Raw genomic sequence first — 14,747 nt, forward strand, 5'->3', positions numbered from 1 at the left:
CTTCGTGCCCTGGAGGCGCAGACGATCGGGCAGCCGGCCGTGCTGCCCGGTGCCACGGTCCTGTGGATCCTGGCGTGGGTGCGTATCGATGTGCGGTTCGCCGCAGGGGCCCATGCCTGTCTCCGTCGGCGTTCAGGAATAGCCGCGGGCCCGTCCCGCGTTCCCGCGAGCATGACGACGGATGGGCCCTGGCCCGAGGTACTGCGATACACGGCTTTCTCCAGCATCTCTGACGGCGGAAACCCCGCGGGCGTCGTTCTGGATGCCGCTGCCCTGGACGACAGCGACATGCTGGCCATCGCCGCCGACCTCGGGTACTCGGAGTCCGCGTTCTTGTCCGCACCCCCGGAGGGCCTCGGCGGCAAGGAAGGTCGGGCGTACAGCATCCGTTACTTCAGCCCCAAGGCCGAGGTGCCGTTCTGCGGGCACGCGACCGTCGCGGCCGCTGTCGCCCTCGCGGAGCGGATAGGACCTGGGGAGCTGGTGTTCGCGACGCGCGCGGGCACCGTGCCGGTGGAAGTGACCGAGGAGCAGGGGACCGTCAGGGCCACACTCACCAGTGTCGAGCCGCACGTCGAGGAGATCGCCGATGCGGATCTCACGGAGGCGCTCGCCGCGCTCGGCTGGCCGGCCGCCGATCTCGACCCGGACTTTGCGCCCCGGATCGCGTTCGCCGGTGCCCGTCATCTCGTTCTCGGGGCGGCGACCCGTGCGCGCCTCGCGGATCTCGCGTACGACTTCGCGCGCCTCGAAGCCCTGATGCACCGCTTGGACCTGACCACGCTCCAGTTGGTGTGGCGAGAGTCGGCCACCGTTTTCCATGTCCGGGCCCCGTTCCCCGTCGGAGGCGTCGTCGAGGATCCGGCAACCGGCGCCGCGGCCGCCGCGTTCGGTGCGTACGCCCGCGAACTCGGCCTGGTTTCCGAGGACGCCGTCCTCACCCTGCACCAGGGCGAGGAGCTGGGCCGCCCTGGCGAACTCACGGTGACGCTGCGCGCGGGAGACCCGCGCGTCCGTGTCAGCGGCGCGGGAGCCCGCATTGGCTGAGCGCCAGGTAGATGGCAGGGCAGCCCGTGGCAGCTGCGGGTGGAGAAGATCGGGCCAGACCTCCCGTGGCCAGACAGCACCGAGATCGAAGTCGGCGGAACACCCCCCACGTCCGAGGGACGGACGCCCCCCTGAACAGGTCCACCAGGCCCGTAACACCCCCGAGTTGGTGGGACGGACCGATCCGCCAGCCCCGCCGTGGCGGGAGCCGGCCGGGGCGTCCTTGCGGCTGGAGGCGGTGTGGCTGGGGCGGCAGGGCACCGGGCCGGGTCGCTGTGCCGGGCCGCGCGGACGACCGGCCTGGCCGACCGGCTGGGTGTGCGCGGTGCTGACCGACTCCGTCCGCTATGCCGATGTGGCGCAGCACCGGCTCGCCGATGTGCTGGACGCGGAGCGGCTGCTGCCCTCCGAAACGATGGCGCGGAATTCCGTCATCGGCCCGGCCGCCTCGATGGCGCGTTGCCCGTTGTGGTTGTGGACGTCGAGCATCCCGCCCTGCGCCCGCGCCTTCGGCGATTCTTCCGCCTCGTAGACCTCTGCTGGTATGCCGTGGATGTGCGGGGCGTGGGCCGGCGTGAGTCCGCCGAGCCCGGTTCCGATGATCGTGACGTGGGGTGCGTGACGCCTCTTTGCTCTTGCGGCCGGAGTCGGCCGACCAACGCGTTGGTGCGCTGTTCCAAAGTGGGGCCGCATGGCACTTTGGTACGGCGCACCAATTTGGATCGCTGCACCAAATGTGGCAGCATCGAGGCATGACGACGCGAGCGCGCCGGCCACAGCGGCGCAACCAGGTGCTCTCCCGGGAGCAGATCATCGGCACTGCGGTCGAGATGCTCGATGCGGGCGGCGAGAGCGCGCTGACCATCCGGGCGATGACCGAACGGCTGTCCACCGGTTCCGGGGCGATCTACTACCACGTGGGCACCCGCGACGAGCTGCTCGACACGGCGACGGAAACCGTGATCGGTGCGGCGCTGGCGACCCGGCCCGCCGGGACCGCGGCCACGCCCGGGGACGAGATCCGTGTCGTCGCGCTGGCCCTGTTCGACGCGATCGCCGCACATCAGTGGCTCGCGACGCGGCTGACCCTCCAGATCGTCCGGAATCCGGTCGGCCCGGTGACGGTGGGGATTTTCGAGCGGATCGGCGGGCAGGTGGGCGCCCTGGGCGTGCCGCGAGCCTCCTGGTTCGACGCGGCTTCGATGCTCGTGCACTACATCCTCGGAGCCGTCAGCCAAAACGCCCGCATCGAGGGGGACACCTCGGGGATCGACCCCAGCGGGGATCGCGACGAGTTCTTCGACGCGGCGTCGACGGCATGGCAGGGACTCGACCCGGAGGCATACCCGTTCATGCACGCCATCGTCGGCCAGATGAGAGAGCACGACGACCGCGAGCAGTTCCTCACCGGCATCGCCGTCATCCTCGACGGCCTCACCCGTCTGTGCTGACCCGGCCGATCCGGCTGGGTGACCCCATCGTTCGTTTCTCGAAAAGGACATCTCTCATGCATGACGTCGTGATCGCGGGTGGCGGCCCGGTCGGTCTGTTCCTGGCCGGCGAGCTGGCCCTGTCCGGCTGCTCGGTTCTGGTCCTTGAGCGGGACCCGGAACTCACCTCGCCCCTGAAAGCGTTACCGCTCGGGCTGCGGGGCCTGAACGCCGCGTCGGCCGAGACGTTCTACCGCCGCGGCCTCCTGGAAGCGATGGCGCAGGCTTCGGGAGTCGACCCGGCGAAGGTGGGCGCGGATCCGGAAGCGGTCGAGGCGCCCGACCCTCGTGAGCTGAGCCATTTCGCGGGCATGACGCTCGACGCGGCCGACATCGACACAGCCACCCTCCCGCCTCGGTTGCCCAGCCCGGCGATGGAGGGGTTCATGACGAGCCTGGAAGCGATCGGAGCGGTGCTGGCCGAGCGGGCCACCACGCTCGGAGCCGAGATCATCCGGAATGCTCCCGTCACGGCCGTGGCGCAGGACACCGGATCTGTCCTCGTCACGGCAGGCGGCCAGGAGTACCAGGGGCGCTGGCTGGTGGGCTGCGACGGCGGGCGCAGCGCCGTACGTCAGCTCGCAGGCATCGAATTCGTGGGCACCGAGCCGCTGTTCACCGGCTACGTCGCCAAGGTCACCTTCGCCGACCCCGGGCAGCTGCCGCTCGGGTTCAACCTGACGCCGACCGGCATGTATCTGCGTACGCCCCTCGAAGGGCACCTGGGCATGATGGACTTCGACGGCGGCACCTTCGACCGCTCCCAGCCGCTGACCCGTGAACACCTCCAGACGGTCCTGCGCCGCGTCAGCGGCACCGACGTGACGCTGAGCGAGGTCCATCTCGCCTCCAGCTTCACCGACCGCGCGATGCAGACGACGACGTATCGCGAGGGCCGGGTGCTGCTGGCCGGCGACGCAGCACACATCCACTCGCCCCTGGGCGGCCAGGGCCTCAACCTCGGCATCGGCGACGCCGTCAACCTCGGCTGGAAGCTCGCCGCCACCGTGCGTGGCACCGCTCCCGAGGGTCTGCTCGACACCTACACCACCGAGCGGCACCCCGTCGGCGCCGCCGTGCTCGACTGGTCTCGCGCCCAGGTCGCGACCATGAAGCCGGGCCCCAACGCCCCCGCGCTGCGTCAACTCGTCCACGATCTGATGAGCACCACCGACGGAACGACCCACGTGTACCGAAAGACGTCGGGGCTGTTCAACCGCTACGACCTGGGCAGCCAACAGCCCCTCATCGGCCGCACCGCCCCGGACTTCCGCTTCGAGGACGGCACTCGCCTCGGCGAACTGCTGCGCCAGGGGCAGGGAGTCGTGCTCGACTTCAGCACCGACCGTGCGCTGCAGGTCGCGGCGAAGGGGTGGGAAGGCCGGATCCACTACGCGGCCGGCCCGGCGCGCAACGACCTCGGGCTGGGTGCCGCGCTGATTCGGCCCGACGGAGTCGTGGCCTGGGCGAGCGAACCCGCCCCGGATCGCGACGCGTTCGAGCAGGCGGCTGCCCAGTGGTTCGGCGCGCCGCAGAGCTAGCACGAACGGCGGCTCCCCGGCCCCGTTCCAGACCGGCGCCGTTCACCCGCTGCGGATCGACCTCCCCTGCGCCGGAGCATCGGTCTGGAAGCGCAAGACCGCGAACGAGGCCCAGGCCCCTCCACCGCGTCAGGCAAGGCGGCCTGACATCGAACTCCTCGAGCACCAACACGCTCAAGCACCGCCGTCATACCCGACAGCCGAAGGGCAACGACCGTGAACAGCACCATCAACACCCCCTCCAGCGGAGAAGGTTCGGCCCCGCACACAGTTGCCTGGGTTCGCACATGGGGCGCCTCCCCGCAGGCACCGGACAACTCCGTCAGCTGCGTCGAGCCCTTCGAGAACGCGACGCTGCGGCAAATCGTCCGCATCACAGGAGGCGGACACCGCATCCGCATCCGTATAAGCAACGAGTACGGAACCGCACCGCTGACCATCGGCGCCGCACGTGTCGCCATCACGGACACCGACGACGGAGTCCAGCACGGAAGCGATCACGCGGTGACCTTCAGCGGTCAGTCAACCGTCACCGTGCCGGCGGGCGCGCCGATCCTCAGTGACCCCATCGATCTGCGGACCGCCGCGCTGTCCCGGCTGACCATCAGCCTTTACCTGCCCGGCCGAGTCGACACCGCGACCTGTCACGGGACCTTCCACACGCTCGGCTGGCTCATCCCCGGCGACGCGAGCGCCCTCATGTCGCTGCCCGCGGACGCCGCGCCCTTGCCGGCACAAGCCCTGATCACGGCCGTGGAAGTGCAGCCTGAGACACCGACCCGGGCCATCGCCGTCATCGGCGACTCCCGCGTCGATGGCGTGGGATCCACCCCCGGCACCGACCGACGCTGGACGGACAGGCTCGCCGAACGCCTGGCAGCCCGCGGCGGACAGGCACTCTGTGTGGTCAGCCAGGGCATCAGCGGCAACCGGATGCTCACCGACGGCATCGGCACCGCCGCCCTCGCCCGCTTCGATCGCGACATCCTCGCCACGCCCGGCCTCAGCCATGTGGTGATCGCCGTGGGCAACGACCTCATCTTCTCCTTCGCCCCACGCACCGAGGAGACCGCCGGATTCCTCTCGATGTTCCCCGGCTCACCCGTCGACGTCGACGACATCGTCGCAGCCCACCTCCAACTGGCGGCTCGAGCCCGCGCGCACGGCGTGAAGGTCCATGCCGCGACCATCGCTCCCTACGGCGGCTCGGAAATGTACACAGCCCAGGGTGACAAGGCGCGCGAGCAGGTCAACGCATGGATCCGCACGAGCGGCGCCTTCGACGGCGTACTCGACTTCGACGCCGTCTGGCGCGACCCCGCCGATCCCAGCCACATCCGCAGCGACCTCCACATGGGAGACAACCTCCACGGCAGTGACGCGGGCTATGCCGCCCTCGCGGAGTCTGTCGACCTCTCCCTCTTCGAGGATCAATAGGCAGTTGTACGGTCGGGCCGGATTCGAACTGCTCCGCAAGATGATCCTGCTCCAGCAAGCCTCTGTACCCGCTCTCCAAGAGCTGTGCCAGAGCCCGCTGCCAGCCGCCCTGGCCAGCGGGCCACACCAGCGAAACAGCGCCAGTCACCGAGCTCGAACGCTCACTCACCGCTATCCGCCCGACCCCGGCAGTGGGCGGCGCCCGTACGCCCGTGCGGACCGCTCGTCGGAGGACCCCTGTGACCCCCGGTGCGAAGCCGAACGCTGGCAAGCCGCCGAACGCCTCACGGTGGCGGTGCATCCCCGATGGGGATCTGCACTGTCCGTCCCGGTGAAACTCATGGTTGTGCAAAACGTTTTGGATATCTAGCTTGTGCGCCATGAGCGACAGAACGCCTCCACCGACCGGCCGCCTCCTGGTGAGCGGCTGCGATGTGCTGCGTGTCCCGACGCAGGGCGAGTGCGAGGTTCTGCGGGCGCAGGACATCGTGGTGGCGGACGGCGTCATCGAGGACGTACGACCGACCAGAGGCCCCTTCGGTCCGGCCCCCGCGGCTGATGTGATCGACGGGCGCGGACTGCTGGCCGTACCCGGCCTGATCAACGCGCACACGCACAGCCCCATGACCCTGATGCGCGGCGCGGCCGAGGACGTGACGGTCGAGGGCTGGTTCAACGACCGCGTCTGGCCGATGGAGTCCAACCTCACCCCCGACGACGTACGGATCGGCGCCAGGCTGGCCTGCGCCGAGATGATCCGCTCCGGCGTCACCACCTTCGCCGACCACTACTTCTTCCCCGAGCAGATCGCCGAGGCGGTCACCGAGACCGGCCTGCGCGCCGACATCGCGCCCACCTACTTCAGCAGCGGCGGCGCCAAAGCCCTGGAGGCCACCGTCGGGTTCGCGGAGGCCTGGCACGGCCTGGCCGACGGCCGGGTCACCGTCTCGCTCGGACCGCACGCCCCGTACACGGTCGACGACGGCGACCTGCGGACCCTCGCCGGGCACGCCCGGCGGCTCGGCCTGCGGGTGCACATCCACGCCGCCGAGCACCTGGAGCAGACGCGGTCCAGCCTGGAGCGGCGTGGCATCACCCCGATCCGGGTGCTGCACGAGACCGGGGTACTGGACGCCGGGGCACTGATCGCGCACGGCTGCGGGATCGTCGAGGACGACCTGCCGCTGCTGGCCGAGTACGCCGGCACGACCGCCGTGGCCTGCTGCCCGAAGGTGTACCTCAAGCACGCCCTGTCCCCGCTCACCCCGGTCCGCGACCTGCTCGGCGCCGGAGTCGCGGTCGCGGTCGGCACGGACGGCGCCGCCGGCCACAACACGCTGGACGTGTGGGAGGCGCTGCGGCTGGTCGCCCTCACCCAGAAGCAGGCCGTGCGGGACGCCACCTGGATGACCGTCTCCGACACCCTGCGCCTGGCCATGCGCGGCGGGGCCCGGGCCCTCGGCCTGCAGAAGGAGATCGGGGCGCTGGAGCCGGGCATGCGCGCCGACCTCGTCCTGACCGACCTGTCGGGGCTGCACTGCCGTCCGCTGCACGATCCGCGTGCCGCACTGGTCTACAGCGCCCGCGCCAGTGACGTGCGCACGGTCGTCGTGGACGGCCGGGTCCTGATGCGCGACGGCCGGCTGCTCACCGTGGACGTGCCGGAGCTACTGGCCGAGGCCGACGCGCGGGTGGCCCGGATCCTCGACACCTCCCACGGCAGGGCGGTGCAGCACTATGACCCCTGAGCCGTACACGCGGGCGGCGGTCCGGCGTCCCGCGTCCATCAAGGACGTGGCCGCCGCGGCGGGCGTCAGCGCCACCACCGTCTCCCACGTCCTCAGCGGCAACCGGCCGGTCAACGAGCACACGGCCGCCCGGGTCCGCAGTGTCGTCAACCGGCTCGGCTACGTCCCCGCGTCCCTGGCCCGCAGCCTGCAGGCCGGTTCCACCTCGGTGATCGGCCTGCTGATCCCGGACATCAGCAACACCTTCTTCGCGGAGCTCGCCAAGGGTGCCGAGGACGCCGCCCATGACCTCGGCTACGGCCTGATCCTGTGCAACACCGAGTTCGACGCCGACCGCGAGGACCGCTATCTCGGCATGATCCGCAGCCGGTTCATCGACGGCATGGTGTACGCCTCGGGATCCCCGCCGTCCCGGCGGAGGCTGGAGGCCCTGATGGGCAAGTTCCCCATCGCGCTCGCCGACGAGGAGGTCGAGGGCCTCGAAGGCGCCCTCATCGCCACCGCCGACCACGAGGCGGGCGGACGGCTGGTGGGGGAGCACCTCCGGGCGCTCGGCCACCGCCGGGCCCTGATGCTGACCGGTCCGCGCGCCCTGAAGAGCAGCAACGCCCGTGCGAGCGGTTTCGTACGGGCCTTCCGGGGAGAGGTCGTCGAACGCGTCGGCGACTTCAAGGAGACCTCCGGATACGGCCTCGTCGCCGAACTCCTCCAGGAGGGCGGTCTCCCCGACGACTGCACGGCCGTCTTCGCGGCCAACGACCTCATGGCATTCGGCGCCCTCACCGCGCTCCGCGAGGCGGGACTGTCGGTGCCGGACGACGTCTCGGTGGTCGGTTTCGACGACATCCGGGCGGCCACACTGGCGCATCCGCCCCTGACCACCGTCCACCAGCCCGCCTACGACGTGGGCCGCACCGCGACCGCCCAACTCCTCCAGTACGTCACCCGGGGCGAGGTCCCGCCCGCCTCCCGGCACACCCTTCCCGTCGAACTCAAGGTCCGCGGCAGCACGGCACCCGCCGCCCGCTGACCTCAACTACCCACGCCCCGCACGGAGTTGCCGTGCCGCGCGGCAATACCCCCTGTCCCGAAAGGCGGTTCGCCATGCCCAGAGTGCTCGTCGTCGGCGAGTCCTGGTTCACCTACACGGTCCACCAGAAAGGCTTCGACGCCTTCCACACCTCCGAGTACACCGAGGGCGGAGGTGCCTTCCTCGACGCGCTCCGCTCGCGCGGCCACGAGGTGACCTACGTGCCCTCGCACGAGATCCCGAGCCGGGTACCGGCCTCCGCCGACGGCTTCGACGCGTACGACGTCGTCGTCATCAGCGATGTGGGCGCCAACAGCTTCCAGCTGCCGCCCGAGACCTTCAACCACTCCGTCCCCGCGCCCGACCGGTCCGAGCTGGTGCGCGGCTTCGTGGAGCGGGGCGGCGGGGTGCTGATGATCGGCGGCTATCTGACCTTCAGCGGCATCGACGCCCGCGCGCGATGGGGGCGCTCCCCGCTCGCCGCCGCCCTGCCGGTGACGATGCTGGACCGCGACGACCGGGTGGAGCTCCCGGCCGGTGCCGTCCCCGAAGTGGTGGGCGAGCACGCGGTCGTACGGGGTCTTGAGCGGTCCTGGCCCGCGCTGCTGGGCCTCAACGAGGTCACGGCCCGGCCGGACGCGTCGCTGCTCGCCGAGTGTGCCGGGCACCCCCTGCTCGTCGTCGGCGGCCACGGCGCGGGCAGATCGGCGGCGTTCACGTCCGACGTGGCACCGCACTGGGCGCCGCCACCGTTCCTTGCCTGGGACGGGTACTCCGAGCTGTGGGACCGGCTGGTGCGCTGGCTCGCCGGAGCGGAGCTGTGATGGCCCCGCACGTGAGTACCTCCGTCACCGGCACACCACACATCGCGGCCCGGCCGGGCGACTTCGCGCCACTCGTGCTGATGCCGGGCGACCCGCGCCGCGCCCGGCGGATCGCCGAGACGTTCCTTCAGGACGCGCGGCAGGTCACCGACGTACGCGGCATCCTCGGCTACACCGGAAGCCACCGGGGCGTGCCGATGTCGGTGCTCGCCTCCGGCATGGGCATCCCGTCCGTGACGATCTACGCGACGGAGCTGTTCCGCCACTACGGCGTGCGCAGGATCGTCCGGGTCGGCACGGCCGGTGCGATCCCGGCCTCGGTGTCCGTACGGGACGTGGTGATCGCCTCCGCCGCGCACACCGACTCCAGCCTCAGCCGCGTCCTCGTGGACGGCGTGACCCTCTCCCTCGCTCCCTCCTACCGGATGCTGCGTGCCGCCGAGGACGCCGCCGAGCGGGAACTCCCCGGCGGCGAGGCCGTGCACATCGGACCGGTGTTCAGCAGCGACCACTTCTACCTCGATCGCCCCGCCCTCTTCGACGCCCTGGAGCGCCGGGGCACCCTCGCGGTCGAGATGGAGGCGGCCGGACTGTACGCCGTGGCCTGCGCGGAGGGCGGCGAGGCCCTCGCCGTGCTGACCGTGTCCGACCACCTCCGCACCGGTGACGCGCTCACCGCCGAGGAACGCGAGACGGACTTCGACCGGACGCTGCGCATCGCCGCGACCGCGCTGCTGACCGATGTCTGAAATTCCCGCACCGGAAATCAAATCGAAACCGGGCAACGTAGCCAAAACGTTTTGCACTTTCTACTGTCAACGCAGCCGCTCACTCAGCAACACAATGATCAGGAGGTCGATGATGCGATACGGAAGAAGCGCCGCCGTCGCGGTGACAGGGATGCTCGTCCTGACCGCGTGCGGGGGATCGGGCGGGGACGATTCCGGAGCGTCGTCCTCCGGCAAGCCGCGCATCAAATTGGTGCTCAATGGCGGGCTGGGCGACAAGTCGTTCTTCGACTCCGCCTACGCGGGCCTGCAGAAGGCCGAGAAGGACCTCGGCTACGAGCTCAAGGTGGTGGAGCTCGGCTCCGACCGGACCAAGTGGGAGCCCGGCTTCGAGGACGCCGCCTCGGCCGACGACTACGACATCCTCGCCGCCGGTACCTTCGACGTCACCGACTACATCGGCAAACTCGCCCCGGAATTCCCGGACAAGAAGTTCTGGGTCTTCGACGCCCCGGTCGACTACAGCGGCAAGAACGGCGCCTGTTCCAACAAGTGCGAGAACGTCTACTCCGTCACGTTCAAACAGAACGAGGGCGGTTATCTCGCGGGATTCCTGGCGGAGAAGCTGGTGGCCGCGAAAGCACTCAAGGGAACCGAATCGCTGAAGAAGGTCGGCGTCATGGGTGGCGTGAAGATCCCGTTGATCGAGGACTTCGTCGTCGGTTTCAAGTCGGGTTTCCAGGCCGCCGGCGGAAAGAACTCCGACGTCCTCGTGCAGTACGTGGGAGGCGACAAGCCGTTCGGCGACCCGGCCAAGGGCAAGGAGATCAGCACCGCCATGTACGGCCAGGGCGCCGCGCTGGTGTGGCCGGTCGCCGGGCTCTCCGGACTCGGCACCTTCGAGTCGGCCGTCGGCGCCAAGCGGTACGCGTTCGGCGTCGACTCCGACCAGTACCAGACCCTCACCGACCAGGCGCAGAAGGACATCGTCGTCACCTCCATCCTCAAGAACGTCGGCAACGCCCTGTACGAGGCCGCGCAGAACGACCAGAAGGGCTCCCTGAAGTACGGCTCCGTCTCCACCGTCGGCCTCGCCGAGGACGCCGTCGGCTATGTGAACGACGACCACTTCAAGGAGCTGGTGCCCGAGAAGATCCGTACCGAGGTCCAGGAAGCCGCCGACGAGGTCAAGTCCGGCTCCGTCACGGTGCCCAGCGCCCTCTAGCCGAACGGCCTTGACGATGAACGAGCCATGGGGCAAGGACGGACCGGCCGTCGCCGCCCGCCAGGTCACCAAGACCTACGCCAACGGGGTCCGCGCGGTGCGCGCCGTGGACCTGGAGGTCCCGCCGGGCGAGATCCGGGCGGTCGTCGGTGAGAACGGCGCGGGCAAGTCCACGCTGATGAAGATGTTCTACGGTCTCGAACAGCCCAGCGCGGGCGAGATCCTGGTCGGCGGACGGCCCCGGGTGCTGCGGGGCCCGGCCTCGGCGATCGCGCTGGGCGTGGGCATGGTGCACCAGAACCTCATGCTGGTGCCGTCCTTCACCGTCGCCCAGAACGTCGTCCTCGGGGTCGAGCCGGGCCGGCGCGGTCTGGTCGACCCGAAGGCGGCCGTGGAGACGACCGCTCGGCTCGCCGAGGAGTCCGGACTCGTCGTCGACCCCAGGGCGCGCGTCGACGAGGTGTCGGTCGGGATGCGGCAGCGCACCGAGATCCTCAAGGCACTCCACCGGCGGGCCCGCGTGCTGATCCTCGACGAGCCGACCGCCGTGCTCACCCCGCAGGAGACCGAGGACCTGTTCGCCGCCGTGCGCCGGCTGCGCGACAACGGGATGACCGTGCTGTTCATCTCGCACAAGCTGCGCGAGGTACGGGAGATCAGCGACAAGGTGAGTGTGATGCGCGCCGGCTCCCTGGTGGGGACGGTCGCCACCGCCGACGCCACCGAGCGCTCGCTCGCCTCGATGATGGTCGGCCGCGAGATGTCCCTGGACGTGGAGCGCACCCCGGCCCGCACGGCGGAGACCACCCTGCGGGTACGGAACCTCGGTTACGAGGCCGCGACCGCCCAGTCCCTGCACGGCCTTGCCTTCGACGTCGCCGCCGGGGAGATCGTCGGCGTGGCCGGCATCGAGGGCAACGGCCAGAGCGAACTCGCCGAGATCCTCGCCGGGCTGCGCCGCCCCACCGCGGGCACGGTCCACATCGACGGCACCGACACGGCCGGTCTCGACGTGGCAGGACACCGCAGGGCCGGCATCGGCTACGTACCGGAGGACCGGCTGCACAACGGCGCCGCCCTCGACGCGTCGATCGCCGACAACCTCGTCGTCGACCGTCACGACCGACCACCCCTCGCCCGCCGTGGCGTCCTGCGCCCGGGTGCCGTACGCGCCCATGCCGAGCGACTGATCGACCAGTACGCGATCCGTACCCCCGACCCGTCGGTCCCGGTGCGCGCACTGTCCGGCGGCAACATGCAGAAGGTGATCGTCGCCCGCGAACTCTCCGCCGGGCCACGCCTGTTGATCGCCTCGCAGGTCACCCGCGGGGTGGACATCGGCGCGATGCGGTTCATGTACGAGCGTCTGGTCGCCGCGCGTGACGCGGGCGCCGCCGTCCTGCTGATCTCCGCCGACCTCACCGAACTCCTCGCGCTGTCCGACCGGTTGCTCGTCCTCAAGGACGGCCGCCTGGTCGCCCGGTTCGACGACACGGCCGGCCTCACCGAGAAGCAGGTCGGCCTCTACATGCTCGGCGTCGAGCAGCACGACCGGGACCGGCTCACGGCCGGTCTGGAAGACCTGGGGGAGGAGGCCCCGTGACCACCACCCCGCTGACAGCGATCGAGACCGAAGACCGGCGCCAGTACCGAACGACCCGGCGCCGCGACTTCGCCGTCGACCTCAGCATGGCCCTGGCCACCATCCTGGCCGCCCTGGCCATCGGCTTCCTCGTCATGCTCGCCACCGGCAACGACCCGATCCGGGCCTACGAGGTGATGCTCACCGGCCCACTGGAACGCTCCTTCCGCGTCGGCCGCTGGCTGGAGGACGCCACCACGCTCACCCTGCTCGGGCTGTCGGTCGCGATCCCCTTCCGCGCCCGGCAGATCAGCCTCGGCGCCGAAAGCCAGGTCTACGCCGGTGCGTTGGCGGCGGCGACTGTCGCGATCTTCGTGCCGCTGCCGCCCGTCGTCGCCGTGATCGTGCCGATGGCCGCGGCCGCCGCCGCGGGCGCCGGAATGGGCCTGGTGCCGGGCACGATGAAGGCACGCCTCGGTGCCAACGAGATCGTGGCCACGCTGATGCTCAACGCCATCGTCGTCCGTGTCTACGACTACCTCGTCAACGGCCCGCTGAAGGAGTCGGGCAGCAGCGCCGTGCACTCGAAATCCATCCAGCAGGACTCCGCGCTCACCCCGCTGAGCGACTGGTTCGGCGTCCCGCTGGGCCGCGCCAACATCGGTTTCGGGGTGATGCTGCTGACCGCCGTCGCGCTGTGGCTGCTCATCACCCGCACCCCGCTCGGCTACCGCATCCGAATGACCGGGGCCAACCCCGACTTCGCGGCGTACGGCGGGATCCGCGTGCCCCGCGTCATCGAGTGGAGCTTCGTCATCGGCGGTGCCGTCGCGGGCCTGGCCGGTGCCCATCTCGTCCAGGGCGTGTACGGGCGACTGGAACCTGGGCTCGCCGGCAGCCTCGCCTTCGAAGGGATCGTGGTCGCCCTGCTGGCCAGGAACAACCCGCTGGTCGTCGTGGTCGCCGGACTCTTCTACTCCTACCTGCGCGCCGGGGGCGACATCATGGAACAGCAGACGGACGTCGGCACCGAGATCGTGGTGGTCATCCAGGCGGTCATCGTGCTGCTGGTCACCGCCCAGGCCCTGCCGAACCTGCTCAAGCGGCGCATCGCACGCAGGCAGGCGGGTGTCCGATGAGTTCCGTGTTCGACGTCGTCCTCAGCAGCGCCTTCCTGGCGGCCGTACTGCGGATCGCCACGCCGTATCTGCTCGCCGCGTTCGGCGGGCTGGTCGCCGAACGCGCCGGCATCAGCAACATCGCCCTGGAGGGTCAGATGCTCTCCGCCGCCTGCACCGGGGCGCTGGTCGCCGGCTACAGCGGCTCCGTCGCGCTGGGCGCGGTCAGCGGCGTAGCGATGGCGACCCTGCTGGGTGTGCTGCTCGCCGCCCTTCGCCTGGAACTGGGCGCCGACGCGATCATCGCGGGCATCGGCCTCAACCTCCTCGCCTCCGGCGGCACCGCCTACGCCGTCTACAGCCTCCTCGACGACAAGGGCGGCACCTCCGGCCTGAAGAGCGGCAGCCTGCCGACGGTCACCCTGCCGGGCATCGAGAACGTGCCGGTGCTCGGCGATGTGCTGAGCGGCCAGAACATGGTCACCTGGCTGGCCTTCCTGGCCGCGCCGTTCGTCGCCTGGCTGTTCTACCGCACCCGCTTCGGCTTCCACCTGCGCGCGGTCGGCGAGATGCCCGACGCCGCCGAGTCCGTCGGGATCGCGGTACGGCGTGTCCAGTACACCGGACTCGCCCTCAGCGGGGCACTCGCCGGACTTGCCGGGGTCTTCCTCAGCATGGGCTACGTCTCCTTCTTCGTACGGGACATGACGGCCGGCCGCGGCTTCATCGCCCTCGCCGCCGTGTTCCTCGGCGGCCTGCGGCCGTGGGGTGTCTTCCTCGCCGCACTCGGTTTCGGAGCGGCGGAGGCACTTGCCGTGCAGCTCGGCACGCTCGACGTACCACCGCAGCTGGTGTCGACGATCCCGTACGTGATGACGCTGGTCGCGCTCGCGCTGTACGCGTGGCGCCGCAAGCGCCGGGGCGGTGCTGTGCCGGCCGCTGCCTCACTCTGACGCCTCGACGACACCTCTCTTCCC

At 70.4% G+C, this 14,747-nt stretch carries 12 protein-coding genes and 2 pseudogenes; 13 read left to right on the forward strand and 1 reads right to left on the reverse strand.

All coding sequences use genetic code 11. The annotated features are described in order from the left end of the window. Positions 1 to 171: 171 nt before the first annotated feature. Together ACWCRB_RS06050 and ACWCRB_RS06055 are read left to right on the forward strand one after the other, a co-directional pair. On the forward strand, positions 172 to 1,047 hold the full coding sequence (locus ACWCRB_RS06050) for a PhzF family phenazine biosynthesis protein (protein WP_450994881.1): 876 nt from the start codon (positions 172 to 174) through the stop codon (positions 1,045 to 1,047). 196 nt (positions 1,048 to 1,243) lie between these two features. Beyond that, positions 1,244 to 1,450: pseudogene (locus tag ACWCRB_RS06055) on the forward strand (hypothetical protein); the annotation flags it as partial. Here ACWCRB_RS06055 and ACWCRB_RS06060 read toward each other — a convergent pair. Further along, positions 1,450 to 1,650, reverse strand: a pseudogene (locus tag ACWCRB_RS06060) (FAD-dependent monooxygenase); the annotation flags it as partial. The pseudogenes ACWCRB_RS06055 and ACWCRB_RS06060 overlap by 1 nt on opposite strands. A gap of 149 nt (positions 1,651 to 1,799) precedes the next feature. Here ACWCRB_RS06060 and ACWCRB_RS06065 point away from each other — a divergent pair. The 11 genes from ACWCRB_RS06065 (at position 1,800) to ACWCRB_RS06115 (ending at position 14,723) form a co-directional block, all read left to right on the forward strand. Beyond that, complete coding sequence (locus tag ACWCRB_RS06065; protein ID WP_450994882.1) at positions 1,800 to 2,498, forward strand: TetR/AcrR family transcriptional regulator; 699 nt, start codon at positions 1,800 to 1,802, stop codon at positions 2,496 to 2,498. Positions 2,499 to 2,554: 56 nt separating this feature from the next. Continuing rightward, positions 2,555 to 4,078 (forward strand): FAD-dependent monooxygenase, encoded by a 1,524-nt coding sequence (locus ACWCRB_RS06070; RefSeq protein ID WP_450994883.1) that lies wholly within the window; start codon positions 2,555 to 2,557, stop codon positions 4,076 to 4,078. 216 nt (positions 4,079 to 4,294) lie between these two features. Further along, entirely contained in the window at positions 4,295 to 5,515 is a 1,221-nt protein-coding gene (locus tag ACWCRB_RS06075) for an SGNH/GDSL hydrolase family protein (RefSeq protein WP_450994884.1), read from the forward strand. 380 nt (positions 5,516 to 5,895) lie between these two features. Beyond that, positions 5,896 to 7,263, forward strand: a complete 1,368-nt coding sequence (locus ACWCRB_RS06080) for an amidohydrolase (protein ID WP_450994885.1) — start codon at positions 5,896 to 5,898, stop codon at positions 7,261 to 7,263. Then, entirely contained in the window at positions 7,253 to 8,293 is a 1,041-nt protein-coding gene (locus ACWCRB_RS06085; RefSeq protein WP_450994886.1) for a LacI family DNA-binding transcriptional regulator, read from the forward strand. The genes ACWCRB_RS06080 and ACWCRB_RS06085 overlap by 11 nt, the downstream gene beginning before the upstream one ends. Before the next feature lie 74 nt (positions 8,294 to 8,367). Next, the gene (locus ACWCRB_RS06090; RefSeq protein WP_450994887.1) at positions 8,368 to 9,117 is read left to right on the forward strand and encodes a glutamine amidotransferase; all 750 of its coding nucleotides are present in this window, start codon (positions 8,368 to 8,370) and stop codon (positions 9,115 to 9,117) included. Positions 9,118 to 9,128: 11 nt separating this feature from the next. Beyond that, positions 9,129 to 9,866: a purine-nucleoside phosphorylase gene (deoD, locus tag ACWCRB_RS06095; RefSeq protein ID WP_450994888.1), complete on the forward strand. Its 738-nt coding sequence runs from the start codon at positions 9,129 to 9,131 to the stop codon at positions 9,864 to 9,866. Positions 9,867 to 9,978: 112 nt separating this feature from the next. Continuing rightward, positions 9,979 to 11,070, forward strand: coding sequence for a BMP family lipoprotein (locus ACWCRB_RS06100; RefSeq protein WP_450994889.1), 1,092 nt, complete (start codon positions 9,979 to 9,981; stop codon positions 11,068 to 11,070). A 16-nt stretch (positions 11,071 to 11,086) separates the two neighbouring features. Then, entirely contained in the window at positions 11,087 to 12,673 is a 1,587-nt protein-coding gene (locus ACWCRB_RS06105) for an ABC transporter ATP-binding protein (RefSeq protein ID WP_450994890.1), read from the forward strand. After that, complete coding sequence (locus ACWCRB_RS06110) at positions 12,670 to 13,791, forward strand: ABC transporter permease (protein WP_450994891.1); 1,122 nt, start codon at positions 12,670 to 12,672, stop codon at positions 13,789 to 13,791. The genes ACWCRB_RS06105 and ACWCRB_RS06110 overlap by 4 nt, the downstream gene beginning before the upstream one ends. Beyond that, positions 13,788 to 14,723, forward strand: a complete 936-nt coding sequence (locus ACWCRB_RS06115) for an ABC transporter permease (RefSeq protein WP_450994892.1) — start codon at positions 13,788 to 13,790, stop codon at positions 14,721 to 14,723. The genes ACWCRB_RS06110 and ACWCRB_RS06115 overlap by 4 nt, the downstream gene beginning before the upstream one ends. Positions 14,724 to 14,747: the final 24 nt, after the last annotated feature.

Source organism: Streptomyces sp. NPDC002156 (assembly GCF_053593675.1).